At 73.1% G+C, this 24,698-nt stretch carries 21 protein-coding genes; 15 read left to right on the plus strand and 6 right to left on the minus strand.

The features are described 5' to 3' along the window. The first annotated feature begins 166 nt into the window (after positions 1–166). The 8 genes from GNZ18_RS04925 (at position 167) to GNZ18_RS04960 (ending at position 8,497) form a co-directional block, all read left to right on the plus strand. Positions 167–823 (plus strand): methionine ABC transporter permease, encoded by a 657-nt coding sequence (locus tag GNZ18_RS04925; protein WP_156214927.1) that lies wholly within the window; start codon positions 167–169, stop codon positions 821–823. 91 nt (positions 824–914) lie between these two features. Next, positions 915–1,697, plus strand: coding sequence for a MetQ/NlpA family ABC transporter substrate-binding protein (locus GNZ18_RS04930; protein ID WP_312874305.1), 783 nt, complete (start codon positions 915–917; stop codon positions 1,695–1,697). A 156-nt stretch (positions 1,698–1,853) separates the two neighbouring features. Then, positions 1,854–3,365: an AAA family ATPase gene (locus GNZ18_RS43550; RefSeq protein WP_216651172.1), complete on the plus strand. Its 1,512-nt coding sequence runs from the start codon at positions 1,854–1,856 to the stop codon at positions 3,363–3,365. Between the two features lie 66 nt (positions 3,366–3,431). Then, positions 3,432–4,379: an STM4015 family protein gene (locus GNZ18_RS04940; RefSeq protein ID WP_156214928.1), complete on the plus strand. Its 948-nt coding sequence runs from the start codon at positions 3,432–3,434 to the stop codon at positions 4,377–4,379. Next, positions 4,376–5,473, plus strand: a complete 1,098-nt coding sequence (locus GNZ18_RS04945; RefSeq protein WP_156214929.1) for an STM4014 family protein — start codon at positions 4,376–4,378, stop codon at positions 5,471–5,473. Before GNZ18_RS04940 ends, GNZ18_RS04945 begins: the two co-directional genes overlap by 4 nt. Then, the gene (locus GNZ18_RS04950) at positions 5,461–6,264 is read left to right on the plus strand and encodes an STM4013/SEN3800 family hydrolase (RefSeq protein ID WP_173390651.1); all 804 of its coding nucleotides are present in this window, start codon (positions 5,461–5,463) and stop codon (positions 6,262–6,264) included. Before GNZ18_RS04945 ends, GNZ18_RS04950 begins: the two co-directional genes overlap by 13 nt. Further along, the gene (locus tag GNZ18_RS04955) at positions 6,264–7,553 is read left to right on the plus strand and encodes an STM4012 family radical SAM protein (RefSeq protein WP_156214931.1); all 1,290 of its coding nucleotides are present in this window, start codon (positions 6,264–6,266) and stop codon (positions 7,551–7,553) included. Before GNZ18_RS04950 ends, GNZ18_RS04955 begins: the two co-directional genes overlap by 1 nt. Positions 7,554–7,642: 89 nt before the next feature. Further along, complete coding sequence (locus tag GNZ18_RS04960) at positions 7,643–8,497, plus strand: STM4011 family radical SAM protein (RefSeq protein ID WP_156215560.1); 855 nt, start codon at positions 7,643–7,645, stop codon at positions 8,495–8,497. A 25-nt stretch (positions 8,498–8,522) separates the two neighbouring features. Here GNZ18_RS04960 and GNZ18_RS04965 read toward each other — a convergent pair whose 3' ends face one another. From GNZ18_RS04965 to GNZ18_RS04975, 3 genes are read right to left on the minus strand one after another with little or no spacing between them, the layout of a single operon-like run. Continuing rightward, entirely contained in the window at positions 8,523–9,668 is a 1,146-nt protein-coding gene (locus GNZ18_RS04965) for a DUF6745 domain-containing protein (protein ID WP_246249452.1), read from the minus strand. 4 nt (positions 9,669–9,672) lie between these two features. Beyond that, entirely contained in the window at positions 9,673–9,999 is a 327-nt protein-coding gene (locus GNZ18_RS04970; RefSeq protein WP_156214932.1) for a DUF8820 family protein, read from the minus strand. A gap of 52 nt (positions 10,000–10,051) precedes the next feature. Beyond that, complete coding sequence (locus GNZ18_RS04975; protein WP_156214933.1) at positions 10,052–11,380, minus strand: threonine/serine exporter family protein; 1,329 nt, start codon at positions 11,378–11,380, stop codon at positions 10,052–10,054. A gap of 183 nt (positions 11,381–11,563) precedes the next feature. On the opposite strand from GNZ18_RS04975, the gene GNZ18_RS04980 reads away from it, so the two are divergent. Further along, the gene (locus GNZ18_RS04980) at positions 11,564–13,657 is read left to right on the plus strand and encodes a RecQ family ATP-dependent DNA helicase (protein WP_156214934.1); all 2,094 of its coding nucleotides are present in this window, start codon (positions 11,564–11,566) and stop codon (positions 13,655–13,657) included. A 939-nt stretch (positions 13,658–14,596) separates the two neighbouring features. Here GNZ18_RS04980 and GNZ18_RS04990 read toward each other — a convergent pair. After that, positions 14,597–15,490 (minus strand): hypothetical protein, encoded by an 894-nt coding sequence (locus tag GNZ18_RS04990; RefSeq protein ID WP_156214935.1) that lies wholly within the window; start codon positions 15,488–15,490, stop codon positions 14,597–14,599. 357 nt (positions 15,491–15,847) lie between these two features. Between GNZ18_RS04990 and GNZ18_RS04995 the strand changes: the two genes are divergently transcribed. Next, positions 15,848–16,315, plus strand: a complete 468-nt coding sequence (locus GNZ18_RS04995) for a winged helix DNA-binding protein (protein WP_156214936.1) — start codon at positions 15,848–15,850, stop codon at positions 16,313–16,315. A gap of 293 nt (positions 16,316–16,608) precedes the next feature. Here the strand turns inward: GNZ18_RS04995 and GNZ18_RS43005 are convergent, their stop codons facing one another. Further along, positions 16,609–16,743: a hypothetical protein gene (locus GNZ18_RS43005; protein ID WP_272498765.1), complete on the minus strand. Its 135-nt coding sequence runs from the start codon at positions 16,741–16,743 to the stop codon at positions 16,609–16,611. 155 nt (positions 16,744–16,898) lie between these two features. Here GNZ18_RS43005 and GNZ18_RS05000 point away from each other — a divergent pair, with 155 nt between their 5' ends. Then, positions 16,899–17,936, plus strand: coding sequence for a LysR family transcriptional regulator (locus tag GNZ18_RS05000; RefSeq protein ID WP_156214937.1), 1,038 nt, complete (start codon positions 16,899–16,901; stop codon positions 17,934–17,936). Positions 17,937–18,095: 159 nt separating this feature from the next. Here the strand turns inward: GNZ18_RS05000 and GNZ18_RS05005 are convergent, their stop codons facing one another. After that, entirely contained in the window at positions 18,096–19,022 is a 927-nt protein-coding gene (locus tag GNZ18_RS05005; protein WP_156214938.1) for a carbohydrate kinase family protein, read from the minus strand. A gap of 168 nt (positions 19,023–19,190) precedes the next feature. On the opposite strand from GNZ18_RS05005, the gene GNZ18_RS05010 reads away from it, so the two are divergent. The 4 genes from GNZ18_RS05010 to GNZ18_RS05020 all read left to right on the plus strand — a co-directional run bounded on the left by GNZ18_RS05010 (position 19,191) and on the right by GNZ18_RS05020 (position 24,663). Continuing rightward, a complete protein-coding gene (locus GNZ18_RS05010) occupies positions 19,191–21,638 on the plus strand; it encodes a GNAT family N-acetyltransferase (RefSeq protein WP_312874306.1) in 2,448 nt (815 codons plus the stop codon). Between the two features lie 391 nt (positions 21,639–22,029). Next, a complete protein-coding gene (locus GNZ18_RS41080) occupies positions 22,030–22,611 on the plus strand; it encodes a DUF5998 family protein (protein WP_214618690.1) in 582 nt (193 codons plus the stop codon). After that, the gene (locus tag GNZ18_RS05015) at positions 22,608–23,729 is read left to right on the plus strand and encodes an alkaline phosphatase family protein (protein ID WP_214618691.1); all 1,122 of its coding nucleotides are present in this window, start codon (positions 22,608–22,610) and stop codon (positions 23,727–23,729) included. Before GNZ18_RS41080 ends, GNZ18_RS05015 begins: the two co-directional genes overlap by 4 nt. A gap of 106 nt (positions 23,730–23,835) precedes the next feature. Beyond that, a complete protein-coding gene (locus GNZ18_RS05020; protein WP_214618692.1) occupies positions 23,836–24,663 on the plus strand; it encodes a sulfurtransferase in 828 nt (275 codons plus the stop codon). Positions 24,664–24,698 lie beyond the last annotated feature (35 nt).

The following is a 24,698-nucleotide window of genomic DNA, read 5'->3' on the forward strand; positions in this document are numbered from 1 at the left end:
TCACCGACACCGAGGCGTCCGCGGCGGACGCCGACACATCCGCCGCGGAGGGCGGCGCCCGCGGGCCCGAGCGCGGCTCCGGGGCCGACGGGGCCGACGGGGCCGACGGGGCCGACGGGGCCGACGGGGCCGACGGGGCCGTGGCGGCCGGCGAGGAGGAGACGCGATGACCTGGGACGAAGTGACCCCGCTGCTGTGGCCCGCGACGCGGGAGACGCTCTACATGACCGGGGTCGCGACGCTGTTCACGGCGGTGCTCGGGCTGCTGTTCGGCGTCCTGCTGGTGATCACCGAGCGCGGCGGGCTGCTGCCCGCGCCGCCCGCCAACGCGGTGCTCGGCGTCGTCGTCAACATCGGGCGCTCGCTGCCGTTCCTGATCCTGATGGTGGCGATCATCCCCTTCACCCGGATCGTCGTCGGCACGAGCATCGGCAACGCGGCGGCGATCGTGCCGCTGACCGTCGGCGCGATCCCGTTCTACGCGCGGCTCGTCGAGATCGCGATCCGCGAGGTGGACCCCGGAGTGGTCGCCGCCGCGCGCGCGATGGGCGCCACCCGCCGGGAGATCGTCGGCAAGGTCCTGCTGCGCGAGGCCCGGCCGGGCCTGGTGTCGGGCCTGACCGTCACCGTCATCGCGCTGATCGGCTACACCGCCATGGCCGGGACGGTCGGCGGCGGCGGCCTCGGCAACCTGGCGATCACCTACGGCTACGAGCGCTTCGAGTCCAAGGTCATGGTCGCGACCGTGGTGCTGCTGATCGTGATCGTCCTGCTCGTCCAGGCCGTGGGGGACCTCGTCGCCCGGCGCCTGACGCACAAATAACACATATAACGCACAGCCGAATAAAAACCCTTAAAGAACGCACAGAAAGGCACTCCTCGTGCTTCGCAAGCTATCCATCGCACTGGCCTCCGTGAGCCTCCTCGCGGGGCTGACCGCGTGCGGTTCGTCCGAGGCGTCCAACGACGCGGACGCCCCGCTGAAGGTCGCGGTCAACCCGGTGCCCCACGGCGACATCCTGAAGTACGTCAAGGACAATCTGGCGTCCAAGGTCGGGCTGAAGCTCGACATCGTGACCTTCGACGACTACCAGCAGCCCAACACGGTGCTGAAGGAGAAGCAGGTCACGGCCAACTACTTCCAGCACGTGCCGTTCATGCAGGAGTTCGAGAAGAAGTCCGGCACGAAGCTGGCGTTCGTGGCGCCGGTCCACCTGGAGCCGCTCGGCGTCTACTCCAAGAAGGTCAAGAGCCTCCAGGCCGTGCCGCAGGGCGCGACGGTCGCGGTGCCGAACGACCCGGCCAACGAGGGCCGCTCGCTGAAGCTGCTCGCCGACAACGGCCTGCTCACGCTGAAGCCCGGCGCGTCCACGAGCGCGACGGAGAAGGACATCGCGAGCAACCCCAAGGGGCTGAAGTTCAAGCCGCTGAAGGCCGCGCAGCTGCCCCGCTCGCTGGACGACGTGGAACTCTCGGTGATCAACGGCAACTACGCCCTTGAGGCGAACCTGGCGCCGAACAAGGACGCGCTCGCCGCCGAGAAGGCCGAGGGCAACCCCTACGCCAACGGCGTCGTCACCCTTCCCGAGAACAAGGACGACCCGCGCGTGAAGAAGCTGGTCGACCTGCTCCGCGGGCCCGAGGTGAAGAAGTTCGTGCAGGACAAGTACAAGGGCTCCGTGCTCATCGCGTCGTGACGCCTTGCCGTGTCGCTACGCAGGTGACCCCTGGGTGGGCGGTGTAACCGTCCGCCCAGGGGTTTCGTGTTCCTTTTTTAACCGGTCGCAAGCGCGCGCGGGCGCTGCCTAAGCTGACCCCCAAGGGGGCGGCCGGACAAAAACTGGGGGACACCTGTGACCGATGCCCTGACCGATCCCGGCGACGGGGAGATCGACCTGGAGACCGCGCGCTCCCTGGCCGCCGGCCTCCAGCGGCTCGTCCGCACGGCGGGGGAGCGGATCACCGAGGACAACGCAGCCTCGCCGCTGGTGAGCCGCATCTGCGGGCACGTCGGCGTCGCGTTCCACGACCTCGTGATGGTCGGCCAGGAGTACCGGTCCTGGGAGCACGCCTGCCTGCAGCGCGGGCTCGACGCCTACCTCGCGGCCCACACGCCCGGCGCCGAGTGGTTCGGGATCGCCGGGACGGAGCGCCACTACGAGAACCTCAGCGCGATGATCGGCGCGGCGGTCATGCTCGGGACCTACACGCTCGGCCGTCCCGAGTACGGCACCGCCGCCGTCGGCCCCGAGGAGTCCATCGAGGTCGTGGAGCTCGGGCTGGTGCCGACGGCCGCGCCGGACGGGTCGCCGGTCGTGCTCGGCGTCCTCACCCGCGAGTCCTACGAGGCGATGTGCGTCCTCAACGTCTTCGCCCGGGACCGGGCCACGGCCGCCGCCGTCCGCGACGAGGTGGACCGGCTCCGCCGCGAGCACGACGTGATGCGCGGCCAGGTGCTCGGCTTCGGCGCGAGCGAGTACCACGAGAACGCGCTGGTGTCGTTCCTGCCCCGGCCGCACCTGGCGGCGTCCGAGGTCGTCCTGCCGGACGGGCGGCTGGAGGCGGTCGAGGCGCACGTGGTCGGGATCGCTGAGCACGCCGAGCGGCTTCTCGCCGCCGGGCAGCACCTCAAGCGCGGACTGCTCCTGTACGGGCCGCCCGGGACGGGCAAGACCCACACGGTCCGCTACCTGATGGGGCGGCTTCTCGGGGCCACGGTCATCCAGCTCACCGGCCCCGCCATGCGGTTCCTGGGCCAGGCCGTGGCGCTGGCCCGCAGCCTGCAACCGGCCGTCGTCATCGTGGAGGACGTCGACCTCGTCGCGGAGGACCGCGACCTCGTCGACGACGGCACCAACCCCCTGCTGTTCTCGCTCCTGGACGCGATGGACGGCATCTCCGGCGACGCCGACGTCGTGTTCGTCCTCACCACCAACCGGGTGGAGATGCTGGAGCGGGCCCTGGCGGAACGCCCGGGGCGCATCGACCTCGCCGTCGAGATCCCCCGTCCGGACCTGGAAGGGCGTGTCGGCCTCCTGCGCCTGTACGGGCGCGAACTGCGTCTCGACGCCGACCTCGCGGAGGTCGCCGCCCGCACCGAGGGCGTGACGGCCTCCTTCATCAAGGAGCTGGTCCGCCGCGCCGTGCTGATCGCGCTCCGCGAAGGCGCCGCGCTCCGCGACGGCCCCGCGCCGGGCGCGCCCGAGCGCCTCACCGACGCCCACTTCGGCGCGGCGGTGGACGAGATGTTCGATCCGGCGCAGTCGCTCACCCGCGGCCTGCTGGGCGCCGCGCGCGGCTCCGGGGAGTCCGACGAGTTCGACGGCGTGTTCCTGGAGGACGACGGAGACGACGAGGAAGGCTGAAGCGGGCGCGTACTGTCCGCCGGTGCTGATAGGACAGGGACCCAACGATCACGTGAAGGGGACCCCATGGCCATATATCACCACCTGGAGGAATACGCCGGTCTGCCGGTGCATCGCTTCCCCTACCGGGAGGAGGGCGTCGAGGACGACGGCGACGCGGAGGCGCTCCCGGCTCCCGCCGAGGTCGCCTGGTACGTCGGGACGGGGTTCGAGGCGGAGCCGTTCAACGACGTCTTCGCGCGGTTCCTTGAGGCGGTGGACACCACGCAGGTCACCACGCTCCTCATCGGCTACTGGGGCGCGTCCTACGAGGACGACACCGGCGACCCGGTGGCGGTGCTGACCGGCGCCGCCGCGTCCTTCCCCGCCCTCAGGTCGCTGTTCCTCGGTGACATCGTCATGGAGGAGGCGGAGATCTCCTGGATCGAGCACTCCGACATCACCCCGCTGTTCACGGCCTTCCCCAGGCTGGAGCGGTTCGACGTCCGCGGCGCGGAGGGCCTGCAGCTGTCGCCGATCAGGAGCGGCGCGCTCAGGGTGCTGCGGTTCGAGTCGGGCGGGCTCCCCGCGCGGATCGTGCAGGCGGTGGGGGCGAGCGAGCTGCCGAACCTGGAGCACCTCGACCTGTGGCTCGGCGACGAGAACTACGGCGGCGACGCCTCGGTCGCCGACCTCGCGCCGTTCCTCGGCGGCGAGCGGCTGCCGTCGCTGCGCCACCTCGGTGTGGAGGACAGCCGGATCCAGGACGAGGTGGCCGCCGCCGTCGCGGGCGCGCCCGTCGTCGCGCGGCTGGAGTCGCTGAGCCTCGCGCTGGGCGTCCTGACCGACCAGGGCGCGGAGGCGCTGCTGTCCGGCCAGCCGCTCACGCACCTGCGCAAGCTGGACCTGCACCACCACTTCCTGTCCGACGCCATGGCCGCGCGCCTGAAGGCCGCCCTCCCCGGGGTCGAGGTCGACCTTAGCGAGCAGCAGAAGCCGGACGGCGACTGGTTCTACATCGCGGCGTCGGAATGACCCTCGCCGTCGTCGGCGCGCCCGGCGACCGGCGGGCCGCGCTCTTCGCGGCGGCGTGCCGGTCGTCCGGGTTCCCGGAGCCGCGTCTCATCCCCTGGACGGACGTCCTGCGGGGCGCCTCTCTCGCCCTCGGGCCGGGGGACGTGCTCCGCCTGGACTCGCCGGGGGAGGACCCGGATGCGGACGCCCTTCTGCGCGGCCCTGGGAATCCGGCGCGGGTGGGCGGAGGCGCCGCCTGGTACCGGACGTTCATGGCGGCGGTGGAGCGGATCGCCGCGTCCGCCGCGCGGGCCGGGGCGCGGCTGCTCGGCGACGCCGGGGAGATCGCGGTCATGTTCGACAAGCGCCGGACCCATGCCCGCCTGCTGGAGGCGGGGGTCCCGGTCCCCGGCGCCCTTCCGCCCGTCGGGAGCCATGCGGAACTCCGGCGGCACATGGACGAGGCGCGCGTGCGACGGGTCTTCGTCAAGCCCGCGCACGGTTCGTCGGCGTCAGGTGTCGTCGCCTTGCAGACCGCTCCCGGCCGGCACGGGGAGGCGCGGGTGAAGGCGGTGTCGTCCGCGGTGATGACGCCGTCCGGCCTCGTGAACTCGCTGCGGGTGCGGACCTACGACACCACCGGGGACGTCGCGGCGCTCATCGACGCGCTCGCTCCGGACGGCCTCCATGTGGAGCGGTGGCTGCCCAAGGCCACGATCGGCGGGCGCGCCTTCGACCTGCGCGTGGTCGTCATCAAAGGCGAACCCACCCACGCGGTGGTCCGGACGAGCCGCAACCCGATGACCAATCTGCACCTCGGCGGCGCCAGGGGCGACCTCGGCGCGGTGCGGCGCGCGCTCGGCGAACGCGGCTGGCGGCGGGCGCTGGAGGTGTGCGCGCGGGCCGCCGCCTGCTTCCCCGCCAGCCCGATGGTGGGCGTCGACCTGCTCGTCCACCAGGGGATGCGCCGGTTCGCCGTGGGCGAGGTCAACGCGTTCGGCGACCTGCTCCCCGGGCTGACGGGCCTGCCGGGCGGCCCGGCCGAGGGCCTCGACACCTACACTGCCCAGGTCAGAGCCGTTCTGCCGGAGTACGCCCCCGCATGTACGACATGAACGAGATCATCGGCAGCCACGACGTGCTGCTGGTGACGCTCGACACGCTGCGCTACGACGTGGCCGCCGAGCTGGCGGCGTCCGGCGGGACGCCCACGCTCGCGGGGCTCCTGCCGGGGGGACGGTGGGAGCGCCGCCACACGCCGGGCAGCTTCACCTACGCCGCGCACGCCGCCATGCTGGCCGGATTCCTGCCGACCCCGGCCACTCCCGGCCCGCACCCCCGGCTGTTCGCCGGGGCGTTCCCGGGGAGCGAGACGACCGCGCCCGGGACGTGGACGTTCGACGCCGCCGACCTCCCGTCCGGGCTGGCGGCCGCCGGCTACCACACGGTCTGCGTGGGCGGCGTGGGGTTCTTCAACAAGCTCACACCGCTCGGCTCGGCGCTGCCGTCGCTGTTCGCCGAGAGCCACTGGGAGCCGGGGTTCGGGGTCGCCGACCCGGCGTCCCTGCCCCACCAGATCGACCGCGTGGCCGAGGCGGTCGCCCGGCTGCCCGCCGCGCGCCGCCTGTTCCTGCTGCTGAACGTCGCGTCCCTGCACCAGCCCAACTGGTTCTACCTCGATTCCTCCGCCGGCGGCTCGCGGAGCGACACGCGCGAGAGCCACGCGGCGGCGCTGCGGCATGTCGACGCCCACCTGGGCCGCCTGTTCGCCCTCATGCGCCGCCCCTGCTTCGTGATCGTCTGCTCCGATCACGGGACGGCCTACGGGGAGGACGGGCACACCGGGCACCGCATCGGCCACGAAGTCGTCTGGACCGTTCCGTATGGGGAGTTCGTACTGCCGTGATGACCACCGAGACCTACGAGGCGTACGTCTACGCCTATCCGCACAAGACCGCGTACCGGGAGCTGGAGCCACCACGTCCGTTGCGTGAGGTGTGGGCGGACGAGGACCTCGACGCGCTCTTCCTCTACATGCACATCCCCTTCTGCGAGATGCGGTGCGGCTTCTGCAACCTCTTCACCCGGACGGGCGCGCCCGAAGAACTGACCGGCGCCTACCTCGCCGCCCTCGACCGCCAGGCCACCGCCCTCCTGGACGCGCTGGAGGGAGGCGGCACCTTCGCCACGGCGGCGTTCGGGGGAGGGACACCGACGTATCTGACCGCGTCCGAGTTGGAACGCCTCTGCGACATCGCCGCACGCTTCTCCGGGTTCGGGACGGGTCCGCTGGGGGTGGAGACGTCGCCGAAGACCGCCACGGCCGACCGGCTGACCGTCCTCGCCGAACGGGGGACCACGCGCGTCTCCATCGGCGTGCAGACGTTCATCGACGAGGAGGCGCGGGCGGCCGTCCGCCCGCAGAAGCGCGCCGAGGTGGAGGCCGCGCTCGACCGCATCCGGGCCGCGGGCTTCCCGACGCTGAACATCGACCTGATCTACGGCATCGAGGGGCAGACGCCCGCGTCGTGGCTGTACTCGCTGAACGCCGCGCTGGCCTGGCGTCCGGAGGAGATCTACCTGTATCCGCTGTACGTCCGCCCGAACACGGGCCTCGCGCTGCTGGACCGGGAGTGGGACGACTGGCGCCTGACCCTCTACCGCATGGGCCGCGACCACCTCCTGGCCGAGGGCTACGAGCAGGTGTCGATGCGGATGTTCCGCCTGCCGTCCCCGGACGCGCGCGGAACCGAGTACTGCTGCCAGACGGACGGCATGGTCGGCCTGGGATGCGGCGCCCGCTCCTACACCGCCTCCCTGCACTACTCCTTCGAGTACGCGGTCAAGGCGAGGCCGGTGCGCGCCATCATCGACGACTACGTGCGCGAGAGCGACTTCGGTAGCGCCCGCGTGGGGTTCACGTTGGACGCGGACGAACGCCGTCGCCGCCACCTCGTCCAGTCACTTCTGCAAGCGGCCGGCCTGGACCGGAACTCCTACCGCGCGCGCTTCGCGTCCGACCCGTTCGACGACTTCGAAGCCGATCTCACGTCGTTCGCCAAGCGGGAATGGATCGAATCGACGCCCGACACCATCACACTCACCCCGGAAGGGCTCGCCCACTCCGACGCCATAGGCCCCGCGCTGTTCTCGCCCGGCGTGCGGAAGCGCATGGCGTCCTACGAAGCACGCTGATGGAACACCTCACGCTGATGGAACACCTCACGCTGATGGAACACCTCACGTTGACGGGACGCCGCACGTTGGCAGAGCGCCGCACGCCGATGGAACACCTCACGATCCTCTACCGGGGGCCGCTCGCGAGCTGCGACTACGACTGCCCGTACTGCCCGTTCGCCAAGCGCCGCGACACGCCGGACCGGCTCCGTGCCGACCGCGCGGCGCTCGAACGCTTCACCGCCTGGGTCTCCGGCCGCGACCACCGCGTGTCGGTGCTGTTCACGCCGTGGGGGGAGGGGCTCGTCCGGTCCTGGTACCGGCGCGCCCTGGTCGCGCTCAGCCACCTTCCGCACGTCGAGCGCGTCGCGATCCAGACGAACCTGAGCCACCGCGTGTCGTGGACGGCGGAGGCCGACCCGTCGCGGCTCGCGCTGTGGGCCACCTACCATCCCGGCCAGGTGCCCTACGAGCGGTTCCTCGGCAAGTGCCGTGAGCTGGCGGACGGCGGCATCCGGTTCAGCGTCGGGATCGTCGGGCACCCCGACCACCTGGACGCGGCCCGCCGCCTCCGCGCCGACCTGCCCACGGGCACCTACCTGTGGGTCAACGCGGAGGAAGGGCGCCGATACGGCGACGCCGAGGCCGGCGCCTGGACCGGGATCGACCCGCTGTTCCCGGTGAGCCGCCGTCCGCATGCCAGCCGGGGCCTGCCGTGCCGCACGGGCGAGTCCGTCGTGTCGGTGGACGGGGACGGGACGGTGCGCCGCTGCCACTTCGTCCCGTCCGTCCTGGGCAACCTCTACGACGGCACGTTCCTCGACGCCCTCGGCCCGCGCCCCTGCCCGCTGGACACCTGCGACTGCCACATCGGCTACGTGCACCTGGAACCGCTCGGGCTCTACGACACGTTCGCGGGCGGCATCCTCGAACGCATCCCCGCCCTGCTCCACCGCGCGTGAGGTGGGGCGGGGGGTCGGTTCCGGCTCAGGTCTGCTTCTGGGGGGCGTAGTCGGCCTCGTCCACCCCGAAGGTCCAGGCGACGCCCGCGCGGGCCGTCCGGGTGGTGGGCGGCACCCGCAGGTAGTAGGTGCGGTGCGTCCCGTCGGGCTCGGGCGTGGAGTTGACCACCTCGACCATGACGACCGGCTCGTCGCCGGGCAGGTCGATGGACCACAGCACGCCCGTCTCGTCGCGGTGCAGCGGCCGGGCGCCGGTCTCGGCCAGGTAGCGGTCGTAGCCGAAGATCTCCAGCATCACCCGGCGCAGTTCGGCGTTCTCCTCGGAGGAGATGCGGGAGGCGGTGAGGTCGGTGAGCGAGGCCACGAAGTCGGGCGGGATCGGCATGCCGCGCCAGGCGTGCAGGGCGAAACCGTCCGGGTAGGCCAGGGCCGGGCCGTCGCCGCGGTGGAGCCGTCCCGGCTCGTCGCGGTACAGGTCGGAGGGGCGCTCGGAGAGGATCACCAGCCCCTCGTAGGGCCACCACCACCCGGCCGAGCGCGCGACCTCCGCCAGGCCCGCGAGCGGGCCGCCGAGGCGTCCGAGCGACTCGAACAGCGCCAGCCACGGCGCGTCGTGCTGGCCGAGGACGGCGTCGAGCGTGGCGGCGCGCAGCAGGGTCCCGGCCTCGTTCTGGGCGGCCGAGGCGTCCTCGCCGCCCCCGCCCGCGAGGTCGCCGATGGCGGCGCGGACCCGCGTCACCAGCGACTGGACCTGGTTCCAGAGCAGGCCGCCCGACTCGCCCCAGACACGCGGCCACTGCTCCGGCCCCTGTTCGGAGCAGGCGGCGGAACGTGCCGCCTCCCACGGACGCGTTCTGACCTCGGCCAGCACGCTCGCCCCCGCGGACCCCGCGGACCCCGCGCCCAGGTCCCCTTGGGCGCGGTCGACCAGATCGTCCAGACCGGCCGCCCTCAGCGCGTCGCCATGCCCGGCGAGGACGGCCGCCGCGGCCGCCCCCCGCGCGGGGGAGGGCACCCACACGAACCGCGCCGGAGCGTCCAGACCCGCGGACGCGTAGGCGGCGGCCACGCCCGCCTCGGCCCGGCCGCGGTCGGCGGGCCCGGTGCCGAACGCCGCCGACTGCCAGTCACTGACCACGAAGTGCGCCGCACGGGGCGCTTCGGTGAGCACGGCGTCAGTCCGCCACGACCCGGACGGCGCCCGGCACGTACTCGCGCTGCCGGACCACCCGGTACCAGCCCTTGGGCAACGTGATCGCCGCGTGCTCCTCGTGCACGAGCCGCCCGCCGGAGGGCAGGTGCAGGTGGTCGGGCGCGAGCGGGTCGGGGACCCGCAGCAGCGAGCCGGGCGCCGCCAGCGCGTGCGCGTGCCCGGTGGCCTCGCCGAGCGCCAGGACCATGCGCCCCCGCCCGTCGCGCGGGGCGGCCGGCAGCTCCCGCACGGCCCGCGGGACGGACTCCTCCGGCACGGGCATGATCAGGATGTCTCCTTGTCGGTACATGCGGCGAACGTAACGCCCGCCACCGACAGTTCCGGGAGCCGCGCGGCCGGCCTCAGAAGCCGCGCGTGCGGCGGGCGGCCGGGCGGGCCCAGCGGCCGGAGGCGCTCAGGCCGACGCGCTGGAAGGCCCGGACGAGCTCGCCGCCGAGGTTGACCCCGGCCCCCAGGGCCAGCGCCACCGAGAGCGCTCCAATGAGGCTCAGCACGCCCCCCTGGGGATCGCCCGTGTTCAACTCCACCATGCCCCGGTACAGCATGGTCCCGGGCAGGAGCGGGCCGATGGCCGGGACCACGTAGGGCATCACCGGGGCCTGGTGGCGCCTGGCGAGCCAGTTCGAGAGCACGCCCACGACGGTCGCCGCCACCGCCGAGGCGAGCACCGGAGGGAAGTTCCACCCCTGGAGCAGCACGTACAGGATCCAGATCAGCCCTCCGCCCAGGGCCGACGCGGTCAGGACGTCCCGGGGCGCCGCCAGCGACACCGCGAACGTCACCGACACGGCCGCCGCCGCCAGTAGCTGGACGGGCTTCAGCGTCACCGGAGCACTCGGCAGATGGCCGACGTCGATCGGCACGGTCAGCTTGACCGCGATGTAGACGATCGCGCCCAGCCCGGCCACGATCGCGGCGATCATGAAGAAGACCTCCAGCATCCGCGCCCCGGCGCTGACCAGGTCGCCGGTGATGCCGTCCTGGATGCTCGCGACCAGCGGGCGTCCCGGCAGCAGCGCCAGGATCGCGCCCGTGACGATCGTGGCCGCCTGCGCCGGGTTGCCCATCGCCACCACGAGCGCCGCGCCGGTCGCGCCGATCCCCGCCGCCACCGTCAGCTGGAAGAACTCCGCCACACCCCGCCTCGCCAGGGCCGCCGCCGCGCGGTCGCCGAGCAGCGTCGCGACGAACGCCGTCACCGCGACGAGCGGGCCGCCGCCGGACAGCACGCTCGCCGACGCCGCGATGAGCCCCAGCGACACGACGATGAGCCAAGCCGGATAGGGAGGTCGCCCCCGCTTCATCTCTGCGAGCCGCCGGTGCGCCTCGTCCAGTTCGACCATCCCGATGGACGCCTCCTGGACGAGGTTGTGCAGCGCGGTGAGCCGCCAGTACGCGGGCGTGCGGCGCCGGATGGCCCGCGAGCCCGTCACCGGCGCCGCGCCCTTCCCCGGATGCGCGCTCACCAGGAGGCTCGTGAGTGTGACCTGCACCTCGCAGCGCGGCAGCTCGTAGGCCACCGCGAGGCCGAGCATCGCCTCGTTCACCCGCTCGGTCGTCTCCCCGCTCGCCAGGAGGAGCTCACCCACCCGCAGGACGAGGTCGATCGCCCGCGGATCGACGGTCTCGCCCGGCTCGTCCTCGGGGGGCTCGGGGGTGTGACCCTCCATCAGGGCGTGCCAGGTCCGTCGCAAGCGTTCCCCCGCGCCCATTCGCTGCTTGCGCCCCTTCACCCGTAGGACTTGATCGTCCAGGGCAGGTTACCCAGGTCGTCGGCCCTCACAATCATCCGGGGTTATCCCCAGAACGGGATTCTGGTGCGGGTGGTCGGCGGGCGCTGATACCAAGGACGCATGAGCGATTTCGAGGGACTCCGAGGTGAGGCGGAGCGGTGCCTGCGCGCCCTCGCGGGCGAGCACGCGCGGCTCCGCGACGACCAGTGGACCGCGATCCACGCCCTCGTCGTCGAGCGGCGGCGCGCGCTGGTCGTCCAGCGCACCGGCTGGGGCAAGTCCGCCGTCTACTTCGTCGCGACCCGGCTGCTCCGCGAGCGCGGCGCGGGCCCCACCGTGATCGTCTCGCCGCTGCTGGCGCTCATGCGCAACCAGATCGACGCCGCCGACCGCGCCGGCATCCACGCCCGCACGATCAACTCGGCCAACACCGACGACTGGGACGCGGTCTTCGCCGAGGTGGAGGCGGGCGTCGTCGACGTCCTGCTGGTCAGCCCCGAACGGCTCAACAACCCCGACTTCCGCGACCTCGTGCTGCCCAAGCTCGCCGCGGGCGCGGGGCTGGTCGTCGTCGACGAGGCGCACTGCATCTCCGACTGGGGCCACGACTTCCGGCCCGACTACCGGCGGCTGCGCACGCTGCTGGCCGACCTGCCGCCCGGCATCCCCGTCCTCGCCACCACCGCCACCGCCAACGCGCGCGTCACGCAGGACGTCGCCGAACAGCTCGCCGGCGACGACGCCCTCGTCCTGCGCGGCCCGCTCGAACGCGAGTCACTGCGCCTGGCCGTGGTGAAGCTGCCCGGTGCCGAGCAGCGCATCGCCTGGCTCGGCGAGCACCTGGCCGACCTGCCCGGCTCCGGCATCATCTACACGCTCACCGTCGCCGCCGCCCACGAGATCACCGGCTACCTGCGCGATCGCGGCCACGAGGTCACCGCCTACTCCGGCCAGACCGAGCAGGCCGAGCGCCTCCAGGCCGAGCGGGACCTCCAGGACAACAAGCTGAAGGCCCTCGTCGCCACCAGCGCCCTCGGGATGGGCTTCGACAAACCCGACCTCGGCTTCATCGTCCACGTCGGCGCCCCGCAGTCCCCGGTCGCCTACTACCAGCAGATCGGCCGCGCCGGACGCGGCGTCGACCGCGCCGAGGTCATCCTCCTTCCCGGCCCCGAGGACCGCGACATCTGGGCCTACTTCGCCAGCCTGGCCTTCCCGCCGGAGCACATCGTCCGCGCCACTCTCGACGTCCTGGAGAACGCCGGCCGCCCGCTGTCCACCGGCGCCCTGGAACCCCAGGTCGACCTCAACCGCGCCCGGCTGGAGATGATGCTCAAGGTCCTCGACGTCGACGGCGCCGCCCGCCGCGTCAAGGGCGGCTGGACCGCCACCGGCCGGCCCTGGTCCTACGACCGCGAACGCTACGAGCGCGTCACCTCCGAACGCCGCCGCGAGCAGCAGGCCATGCTCGACTACATCGCCGCCACCACCTGCCGGGAGAAGTTCCTCCGCGACCAGTTGGACGACCCGTCCGCCGCCCCCTGCGGACGCTGCGACAACTGCACCGGCGACCACTGGCCCGCCGACGTCACGCCCCAGGGCGCCGCCCAGGCCCGCGACCGCCTGCACCGCCCCGGCGTCGACCTGGCCCCCCGCCGCATGTGGCCCACCGGCGTCAAGGACGACCTGGGCGTCTCCGGCCGCATCAAACCCGAGCACCTCGCCGAGACGGGCCGCGCCCTCGGCCGCCTCACCGACATCGGCTGGGGTAACCGCCTCCGCGACCTGTTCGCCTCCGCCGACACCGACGTCCCCGCCGACATGGTCGAGGCCGTCGTCAAGGTCCTCACCGCCTGGGACTGGCCGGCCCGCCCCACCGGCGTCGTCACGATCGGCTCCCACTCCCGCCCCCGCCTGGTCACCGGCCTGGGCCGCCGCATAGCCGAGATCGGCCGCCTGCCCTACCTGGGCGAACTGACCCCGACCGGCGAACCCGTCCCGCGCCGCCACAACAGCGCCCAGCGCCTCCGCTCCGTCTGGCACTCCCTGACCGTCCCCCCGGACCTGGCCGCGGCCCTCTCCACCGCCCCGGGCCCCGTCCTCCTGGTGGACGACCGCGTGGAGACCGGCTGGACCATGACCGTGGCCACCCGCCTCCTCAGAGAATCCGGAGCCCCCGCCGTCCTCCCCCTGACCCTCGCCACCCCGAACTAGGAAGGCGCCGCCTAGCGCACGGAGGCCGGCCCACGACCGCGGCCGCCCGCCTCGTGAGAGTTTCCGGAGCCCCCACAGCGCTCCCTCTAACGCTCGCGCCGCCGAATTGGGGGGGTGACGCCTGGCACGTGGGCGTTGGTCGGCGACTGTGGTCGCCCGCCTCGTGCGAGTTTCCGGAGCCTCCGCGGTGCTGCCTCTAACGTTCGCGCCGCTGAGTTAGGGGGTGACGCCTGGCACGTGGGCATCGGTCCGCGACTGTGGTCGCCCGCCTCGTGAGAGTTTCCGGAGCCCTCACAGCGCTCCCTCTAACGCTCGCGCCGCCGAATTGGGGGGTGACGCCTGGCATGTGGGGGTTGGTTGGCGACTGTGGTCGCCGGCCTCGTGCGAGTCTCGGGAGCCTTCGCAGTGCTGCCTCTAACGCTCGCGCCGCTGGGTTAGGGGGTGACGCCTGGCATGTGGGGGTTGGTTGGCGACTGTGGTCGCCGGCCTCGTGCGAGTTTCCGGTGCCTCCGCAGCGCTCCCTCTAACGCTCGCGCCGCCGAATTGGGGGGTGACGCGTGGCACGTGGGGGTTGGTTGGCGACTGTGGTCACCAGCCTCGTGAGAGTTTCGGGAGCCTCCGCGGTGCTGCCTCAACGCTCGCGCCGCCGAATTGGGGAGGTGCCGCTTAGCGCATGAGGGTTGGTCCATGACCATGGCCATCCGTCTCCACGGGGCGTGCTCGCGGCGCTGAATGCCGGGCTGATGGGGCTGCCCGCTGTCACCGTTGTGCAGGAGTACATCAAGGGGGTCGGGGCCAGCGACGCCCGGGGGACATCGCGGCTAGCAATGTGCGCTATCTGCTGCTCTATCTGCGGGTGGCCGAGGACAAGCACCCCGACTACTGGACGCAGATCAAGGGTGAGCCGAAGAGTTTCTGGTGACTCCGCAGTGCTCTCGCTCAGCGTGGTTCGGGAGTCGCGCGGGGGGCGGTAGCTGGCAGCGGGCCAGATTGTGACTTCTGCCGCGATGCGGTGAGGTCGTGCTCGACGGTCAGCTCGTCTCGCGGTAGCGCGTGTCTCGGGGTTCCAGCTCGTCGATCAGGTTGCCGTCCAGGATCAGGGTGCGCAGCCACGGCCTCCGGGAGCACCTCGGCGGGGAACGCCTGAACGTTGCGCTCGGTCGGCCGAAGCCCGGGACGCGTGGTCACTCTCCGACTCGGCCTGCGTCCGTGGCTCCGGGCCGCAGGACCGGCAGCCCGGCCCGCAGCCGGTCCAGGAAACTCGTCGACGTTCAGGCAGCGGTCCTCCGCGTCGACGACCTCGGGCACGAACGCCTCGACGATGCCGTCCCCGACGGCGAAGTCGACGTCGTCGTCATCGTCGTCGTAATTGTTCACCCAGCGCCCGCCGGGGGCGTACACGTCCATGGCGTGGTCGTAGTTCATCACCCACGGGGTATCGACGATCCCGGTCCGCAAAGAGCCGTGGTTGTACCAGCCGTAGACCAGGTGGGTGAAGGCGCCGTCGTGGATGTAGATCTCCCCTTCGCCGCCTTCCAGGGTCTCGGCCTTGGTGTGACCGCCGACGTACAGGCCGGGCCGGTCCCCATAGAGCGCAATCGGACCGTTGACCGTCAGATCGCCGGTCACCACGATCAAATCGACGTCGCCGCCGCGCAGTTCTTTGATGGCGTCCAGGAAATCACCGTCGAGGGTGAGGTCGCCGTCGAAGAACAGCACCTCGTCGTAACCGGGGGACGCTCCCGCCCCCTCGAACACGGCGGACAACGCGCCACCCAGGCGGGCATCGGCCTCGGCATAGCACAGGGACGCGGGGATGGCGGATTTCGGCATGGGGACGAGCATAGGTTTGTGTACAGACAATCCGGCGCGCGACAGGTTTCTGAAACACGGCCGCAGGACCTGTTTCAAAGGTGCCCATCACAGTCACTCATTGATGCAGGCGGTGTGGACGGTGGCCTCGTCGCGTACGGCGAGCTTGTCGTATCCGGTCGCGACCGCTCGGTTGCGTTTGAGGCGGTTGATCCCGCACTCCGGCGTCCGCGGTGGTCGGGGTCGAACTCGGGTGTGCCGATGGCCTGTGCCTCGCCATCGGGCCGAGGGTGAGGTTCCTCCGCCCCCTACTTTGACCTCAAGTTAACTCAAGGTTCTACGGTGCCTGGACGGGTATCCAACCAAGGGGAGCATCGCATGTCGACTCAGCAGGTCTCCGACGCCGAACTGGCGGCGCAGCCGGCCGCCTACTGGACCGGGGTCGCCTACGAGGCCCTCGTCGCGTTCACCCGAGCCCGGCAGGCCGAGCAGGGCTACACCCATCCGCAGTTCTGGCTGCTGCGCAACCTGTCCAAGAACGACATCTCCCTCGACGGCCGGGGCATGACCCTCCGCGAGTTGCGGGACGCGATGAGCTCCTACATCAGGCCGGAGGACGACCTGGCGGCCGAGGCGGAGGTCCTGGTGGAGCGCGGCTGGCTCACCCGCGACGCCGAGGGCCGGCTGTGGATCACCGAGGCGGGGGAGCGGGCGCGGGTCGATCTCGGACGGCACGCCCCGGCGATCCGGGCCCGCATCCACGAGGGCATCGACGACGCCGACTACGTCACCGCGCTCAAGGTGCTCCAGCAGATGATCCGCAACACCGGCGGCACCCCCGCCTGAGGCAGTGATCGAGCGTTCTTGCGGCCGATCGCGCGGCCGGGAGGCGGGACGCCTCCGTGTTCCCGCGTGCCCTGCGGTCCGGCCCGTCGGGCGTGGCCGACGGGTTTGTGGGGGCGGGGGGCGGCGGGCGCCAGTCCAGATGGGGCCTGGGCTGGTGCCCGGTGCCGCCCCGCCCGCGCGCCCCTGTCGGCGCGGGCGGGCGATGGGTCGGCCCGTGCGCGCGGCCCCGCGCACGGGCCGACGATCGGCCCGGGGCGCCGCGGCGGAGAAGAGCCGCGGCGAACCGGGAGTCCCTAGGTGGCCGCCGCCTTGGCGGAGTACACGAGCTTGTCGGCCGGTACCACGACCAACTCGGACGGCACGGACGCGACGATCTTCGCGGGGACATCCTGGGGCTGGACGGGACGCTCGGGGGCGGACGGGCTCACGGGTGCACTTCCTCGGTCGGGGGCGGGACCAAAGTGTTCTAGAGGTCAGGAAACGCTGTCCAGCTGTTTCAAAGAACATCTTGAGATAAGTTGAGCGGGAAATGTCATCATTTCCCGCTGGGATGCACGCTCGGCCATTTCGGGAGCAGGTAGTAATGTCACCCCCCGTGGCCCCGTCCCTCGACGAGCTCCTCGACTGCCCGTCCGGCCTGCTCGACACCACCTTCGACCAGCTCCGGACGCTGCTCGTGGTGCACGCGACAGGGTCGGCGCTGCGTGCCGCGCGGGTCCTCGGGCGGGAGCAGTCGAGCGTGCAGAAGCAGCTCGACACGCTCAACCGCAACAGCCAGGCGCTGTGCGGGGAGGTGCTGACCGTCCGGCAGGGGCGCGGGAAGGACTTCCTGTTCACCCCCACCGGCGAGACGACGGTGGAGCTGGCGAGCCAGACGATCGGGAGCTGGCTGGAGTCCATCCACTGGAGCCGCCGGCGGCTCGGCCGCATGCTGACGGTCGGCACGACCGAGTTCACGCTGCCGATCGTGTCGCGGGCGTGGGACCGGGTGTCGGAGGAGTTCCGGCAGCGCGAGGTCGAGTTCAAGGTCGCGCACGTCCGCACCAAGGACCTGTGGTCGCGCCTGGAGACCAAGCAGGTCGACCTGATCTGCGGCAGCATCGTCAGCACGCCGGAGGGCGACCGGCGGCTCGACGAGTACGAGGTCATCGAGTACGCGCGGGGCCAGGCGCTGCTGCTGACGAACCTGTCCGTGAACGAGCTGCCGGACGGGCCGGTGCGCACGAGCGGCCTCGCCGGGGTCCCGCTGGTGGTGCCGCCCGCCGGCCTCGTCGCCGACCTGCTGGCCACCTGGTACGGGCCGAACTTCCGGGAGCGGCTGAGCGTGGTCGCCGACATCGACGACGTCCACTACGGGCTGTCGCTGCTGAAGTCGGGCTTCGTCCGCGGCTGCATGATCGTGACCGGGTCGATCGGGCGGGGCATGGCGGGGCAGGACGACCCCGACGCGGTCCCGCTGCGCGCGATCAAGCTGCGCGACGACCTGGAGCCCAGGGCCGAGCTGATGACCGGCGCGTTCGTGCGCCGCGCCGACCTCGAACGCTACGACGCGGGGCATCCGCTCAACCGCCTGTGGGACGCGGTCCGCGAGGACGTGCGCACCTACACCCCGTCCGCCTGAGCCAGCGGGCCTCGCCGCGTTTCTTGCCGCCTGTTCGGTTTCGCCCGCGCCTGGGCGACGCTGCGGACGGGGTTCGCCGATCGACGAGGGCGCGGCCGCATGGCCGAGGGTGCCCCTCGGTCGGTGGCGCGTCCGCTGCCTCCGGCTGGGCCGGACCGGTCAGGTCTTGATCTGGTTGTCCACCACGTCCAGGGACGGGCGGGCGCCCAGGTGCTGGAGGGCCTGGGAGGCCAGCCGGCAGCCGGCGGTGAGGGCGTCGGCGGGCTGCTTGCCGTCCAGCCAGGGCGGGAGGAAGCCGGCGACGAACGCGTCGCCCGCGCCGGTGCCGTCGATGATCTTCTCGACGGGGTCGGCGGCGACCGTGACGGGCTCGGGGCGGCCGTTGGTGTACCAGAGGGCGCCGTCGGCGCCGACGTTGACGACGACCTGCGGGTACCAGGCGGTGAGGACCTTGGCGGCTTGGTCGGGGTTGTCGCGGCCGGTGAGGATCTCGGCCTCGGTGTGGTTGACGACCAGGAGGCGGGCGCCCTGCGTCCACTCCAGGAACGGCTCGGCGCCCATGCGCTTGAGCGGGGAGGACGAGCCGCCGTCCACCGAGATGGACATCTGCGCCTGGCGCGCGAGGTCCAGGGTGTGGCGGGCGGCCTTGCGGGAGCCCTCGTTGATCAGCGAGTAGCCGGACAGGTGCAGGTGCGTGCCCTGGACGAACAGGTCCTTGCAGCGCTCGATGTCCTCGGGGAGGAGGGCGGCGTTGGCGCCCGGGTCCGACAGCATGGTGCGGTCGCCCTTGTGGGTGACCATCACCACACAGGTGCCGGTGGGGCGCTCCTGGTCCATGACGAGGCGGGCGTCGACCCCGTATCCCATCAGCTCCATGTCGCGGTTGCGGCCCGCGATGTCGGCGCCGCGGCGGCCGACGAAGGCCACCTCGACCCCGTCGAGGGCGAGCCACGAGGCCACGTTGGCGCCGGAGCCGCCCCCGTGGGTCGTCACGGCGGCGGGCGTGTCACTGCCCTTGGCCAGGGGGAACGCGGCACGGGCCACGGTGTCTGTCATAAGATCGCCGACCACGACCACGCGCGTCATGGAGTCATCACCTCGATCAACACGGCCCGCGCGAGCGGCATCCTGGGCGTGTGCTCGACCGTAACAGCTCTTGCCCCCCGAAGAGGTCTCGAACGCGCAGCGAAACCAAGGAAGCCCTCCTTTTTCCCGGCAAGCTCACCTGGGGCGGCGTGCCTTACGCTCTGGTACGTGACCGAGCGTTACCCGGATCAGTGGGAGGCCGACGTCGTCCTCAGCGACGGCGGGACGGCCCATCTGCGGCCCATCCGGAGCGAGGACGCCGAGATCCTGCGGGTGTTCTACGCGCGGCTGTCGCCGGAGTCCATCTACTACCGGTTCTTCTCGCCCCGGCCGAGCCTCACCGACCGTGAGGTCGAGCATTTCACCTCGGTGGACCACGACCGGCGCGTCGCGCTGATCGCCACGATCGGGGAGGAGATGGTGGCGGTCGTCCGGTACGACAGCTTCGAGGATCGTCCGGAGACGGCGGAGGTCGCGTTCCTGGTGGAGGACGCGCACCAGGGGCGCGGGCTCGGCGCGGTGCTGCTGGAGCACATCGCGGCGGCGGCGCGGGAGCGGGGCGTGCGGCGGTTCGTGGCGAGCGTGCTGCCCGACAACCGGCGGATGACGCGGGTGTTCCGGGAGGCGGGCTACGAGGTCGGGCAGCGGTTCGAGGAGGGCGTGATCGAGCTCGTCCTGGACCTCGCGCCGACCGAGACGTCGCTGGAGGTCATGGCCGCGCGCGAGCACCGGGCGGAGTCGCGGTCGATCCAGCGGCTGCTGTTCCCGCGCTCGGTGGCGGTGATCGGGGCGAGCCGGGCCGAGCACAGCGTGGGGCACACCGTCCTGCGGAACCTGCTCGGCGGGAACTTCACCGGCCCGGTGTACCCGGTGCATCCGACCGCGATGGCGGTCGCGGGTGTGCGCGCGTACGCGTCGGTGCTCCAGATCCCGGACGATGTGGACCTGGCCGTGGTGGCCGTCCGCGCCGACGCCGTCCACGGGGTGGTGGACGAGTGCGCCGGCAAGGGCGTGCGCGGCCTGGTGGTGGTGTCGTCCGGCTTCGGCGAGACCGGGCCGGAGGGGCGGGCGAGCCAGGAGGAGCTGGTCCGGCTCGCGCGCGCCTACGGCATGCGGGTCGTCGGGCCCAACTGCCTCGGCATCGCCAACACCGACCCGGACGTGCGGCTGAACGCGACGCTGGCGCCGACCCTGCCGGGACGCGGCCCGGTGGGGTTCTTCTCCCAGTCCGGCGCGCTCGGCATCGCGATCCTCCAGCGGACGGCGTCGCGGGGTCTCGGGCTGTCCACGTTCGTCTCCGCCGGGAACCGCGCCGACGTGTCCGGCAACGACCTGATGCAGTACTGGGAGGAGGACCCGGCGACCAAGGCCGTCCTGCTGTACCTGGAGTCGCTGGGGAACCCGCGCAAGTTCGCCCGGCTCGCGCGCAGGCTCGGCCGCCGCAAGCCGATCGTGGCGGTCAAGAGCGGGCGCGGCACGCAGGGCGTCCCGATCGGGCACTCGGCGCAGGCGCTGACCCTGCCCGACCACGCGGTCAGCGCGCTGTTCGCGCAGGCCGGCGTGATCCGCGTCGAGGACCTGTCGGAGCTGTTCGACGTCGCCCAGCTGCTGGCCTACCAGCCGCTCCCCGCCGGGGACCGCATCGCGATCATCGACAACTCCGACTCGCTGGGGCTGCTGGCGCAGGACGCGGCGACCGCGCTCGGCCTGGAGGTCAGGCCGCGCCTCGACCTCGGGCCGCGCGCGGGCGCGCAGGAGTACGAGGCGGCGCTCGCCGGGGCGCTGGCCGACGAGGCCGTCGACGCGGTCGTCGCGCTGTTCACGCCCCCGACGATCGGCGGCTACGACCAGCGCGTCCCCGAGCGGATCGTGCGGCTGGCGGAGGGGGCGTCCAAGCCGATCGTGGCGACGTACCTGGGCTTCGAGGGCATGCCCGCCGACCTGCGCGTCCCCGGGCCGGACGGCTCCGCCGCCGAGGGGTCGATCCCCTCCTACGCGGCGCCGGAGGACGCGGTGCGGGCGCTGGCCTACGTCGTCCGGTACGCGCGGTGGCGGCAGCGCCCGGTGGGCCGCCTCCCGGAGCTGCCCGACGCCGACCGCGACCGCGCGCGGGGCCTGGTCGGGGAGTGGCTCGGGTCCGGGGACGGGGGCCCGGTGCACGCCACGGCCGAGCAGGCCGCCGAGCTCCTCGCCTGCTATGGCGTCGAGATGCGCGCGGGCGGCGGGGGAGTGCCGACCCGCGTCGTCTCCATGGAGGACGCGTCGTTCGGCGCCGTCGTGTCGTTCGGCCTGGCCGACGAGACCGCCGCGCTCCTGGACGACCGCGCCTACCGGCTCGGGCCGCTCACCGACGCGGAGGCGGCCGAGCTGGTCCGCGCGATCCGCACGGCCCCGCTCCTGCTGGGCCACCGGGGCGCCGAGCCGGTCGACCTCGCGGCGCTGGAGGGCCTGCTCGTCCGGGTGTCGCGGCTCGGCTACGAGATCCCCGAGGTGGCGCGGCTGGAGCTGAACCCGGTCATGGCGGACGCGTCCGGCGCCGCCGTCGGCGGTGCCGCGCTGCGGCTGGAGCGCCCGCTCGGCCCGCGCCCCGAGCTGGGGCCGCGCCGCCTGCCCTGACCCTCACCCGGGCGGCGGAGGCGGGCTGGGCTCCGGTGTCGGCGGGACGGGGTCGGGCTCCGGCGGGCCCGGCGGGCTCGGCTCCGGAGCCGGTCCCGGGGGCGTCGGCTCCGGCGGCGGACCGGGCGGGACGGGATCGGGCGCGGGCCCCGGCGGCACGGGCCCGGGAGGCTGCGGGGCCGGTCCGGGCGGCGGCTCGGGGGGCGGCACCAGCGGCTCGGGCTGGGGGGCCGGGTCCGGCGTGGGCGGCGGAACCGGTGTCGGGGAGGGCAGCGGATCTGTGTCCATGCCCACCCCGTACCCCGTGTTCCGCCGCCTGACCATGCCCCCAGGGGCATGTGCCGGTCCTGGCATGTGCGCCGCCGCCCCCGGACAGGGCAGGATGGGGGCCATGAGGGAAACCCGAGCGACCGATCACGGTTTGCGCACGGCGATCGAGCGCAGCGGTTACTATCCGGTCCTGGTCGCGGACGCGGTGGAGTCGGCCGTCGGTGACGAGCGCGTCATCGCCTACGTGGTGCACCACGAGGCCACCTTCGACCCCGCGATGGAGGTGCGCCGGCACGTGACCGTGCTGGTGCTGTCGGCGAGCCGGCTGCTGGTGTGCCACACCGACGAGCACCCGCCCGGCGAGGGCATGGCCCAGCCGCACGCGTCCACCACCACCGAGGCCGTCAAGCTGGACCGCGTCCAGTCGGTCGCGGTGACCCGGGTCGTCCCGGACCCCGCGTCCTACGTGCCGGGGGTGCCGCCCACCGAGGTGGTGCTGACGATCGGCTGGGGCGCGATCGCCCACATCGACCTGGAGCCCGCGACCTGCGGCGACGAGAACTGCGAGGCCGACCACGGCTACACCGGCAGCGTCACCGCCGACGACCTGTCGCTGCGGGTGAGCGAGGCCGCCGACGGCGCCGAGGCGGTCGCGCAGGTGCTGGCGTTCGCCGAGGAGCTGTCGACCGCGACGGCGCGGTGAGCACGGCGCGCCCGGCGCCGCCCCGCTACGGGGCGGGCGCGCTCGCGGACCTTCCGCCGTCGGTGCTGTCCGCACTGGGCGTGCCGGGCGCCGTGAACGTGCTCGGCCTGCCGCCGGCGCCGCGCGTGTGCGTGCTGATCGTGGACGGGCTCGGCTGGGAGCTGCTGCGCGCCCACCCGGCCGACGCGCCGTTCCTGAACGCGATGGACGGCGGCGCGATCACGGCCGGGTTCCCCGCGACGACGGTCACGAGCCTCGGCTCGCTCGCCACCGGCCTGCCGCCCGGCGGGCACGGCCTGCTCGGCGTGCAGGTGCGGGTCCCGGGCACCGGGCGGCTGCTCAACTGCCTGCGCTGGCGGGACGACTCGGTCGACCCGGCGGAGTTCCAGCCCGCCCCGACCGTGTACGAGCGCGCGGCGGCGGACGGCGTCGAGGTCGCCTACGTCGGCCTCGGCTACTACCGGGGATCCGGGCTGAGCCGCGCCACCACCCGGGGCGCCGACTACCTGGCCGCCGACAGCCTCGGCCAGCTCGTCGGGCGGTCCGAGTACGCGCTGGGCCTCGGTGACCGGTCGTTCGTCACCGTCTACCACCCCGACCTCGACTCGACCGGGCACCGGTTCGGCGTCGCGTCCGCCGACTGGCGCGTCCAACTGCGGTTCGTCGACGACCTCGCGCGGCGGATCGCCGACGTCCTGCCCGCGGGGGCGGCGCTGTACGTGACCGCCGACCACGGCATGGTCGACCCGTCCGAGCGGGTGGACGCCGACGCCGTCCCCGGGCTGCGCGCGGGCGTCGCGCTCCTCGGCGGCGACGCGCGCTGCCGCTACGTCTACAGCGAGCCGGGCGCGCACGGCGACGTCCTCGCCGCGTGGACGGAGGTCCTCGGCGACCGCGCCTGGGTCGTGTCCCGCGACGAGGCGGCCGCGAGCGGCTGGTTCGGCGAGCTGGCGCCGGGGATGGCGGAGCGGATCGGCGACGTGGTCGCGGTCGCGCGCGGCGGGCTCGCGATCACCGCGTCCGAGCGGGAGCCGTGGCTGGACCGGATGGTCGGCATGCACGGCTCCCTCGTCCCGGCGGAGCTGCTGATCCCGCTGCTCGGCACGTCGCGCGCCTGACCCGCACGGCGGCGGGCGGGGCGGCGCGCCGCGCCCTAGGCTACGAGTTGTGACGAACCAGAACTCGCCCCTCCCTAATCGGGGCAAGGACGGTCAAACTGGCGAGGTGCATCCTCTCATCGAAGTGCCCGCGCTGGACCGGCTGCTCCGGCAGCAGACCCCCCTGGTCCTGCTGGACGTGCGATGGCATCTGGGGGGCCCGCCGGGGATCGAGTCCTATCGCCGGGGGCACCTGCCCGGCGCGGTCTTCGTCGACCTGGGCCGGGACGTCGCCGGGCCGCCCGGCGCGGGCGGGCGGCACCCGCTGCCCGCGGCCGGGGACTTCGAGGCCGCGATGCGCCGCGCCGGGGTCTCGGCCGGCGGCCTCGTCGTCGTCTACGACGACGCGGACTCCACCGCGGCCGCCCGGCTCTGGTGGGCGCTGCGCTATTTCGGCCATGACCGCGTCCGGGTTCTGGACGGCGGGTACAAGGCGTGGACGGAGGCGGGCCACCCGGTGACCACCGCCGACCCGGAGGTCAAGCCGGGCGACTTCATCGCCGACCCGGGGCGGCTGCCCGTGCTGGACGCCGACGGCGCCGCCGCGCTGGCGGGCGCGGGCGTGCTGCTGGACGCGCGGTCCGCCGAGCGCTTCCGGGGCGAGCGGGAGCCCGTCGACCCCGTCGCCGGGCACATCCCGGGAGCGCGGAACGCCCCCACCTCCGGGAACGTCGGCGTGGACGGCCGGTTCCTGCCGCCGGGCCTGCTGCGCGAGCGGTTCGCCAAGCTCGGCGCCACCGACGCGCTCGACGTCGGCGCCTACTGCGGCTCGGGTGTGACGGCGGCGCACGAGATCCTCGCCCTCAACCTCGCGGGCATCCCGGCCGCCCTCTACGTCGGCTCCTGGTCCCAGTGGGTGACCGACCCGTCCCGCCCGGTCGCCACCGGCGACTGACCCGGTGTGAGCGCGGCCGCGCCGATGGCGCCGGC

The organism is Actinomadura litoris (assembly GCF_009733595.1).
In the GTDB taxonomy this organism is placed as follows: domain Bacteria; phylum Actinomycetota; class Actinomycetes; order Streptosporangiales; family Streptosporangiaceae; genus Spirillospora; species Spirillospora litoris.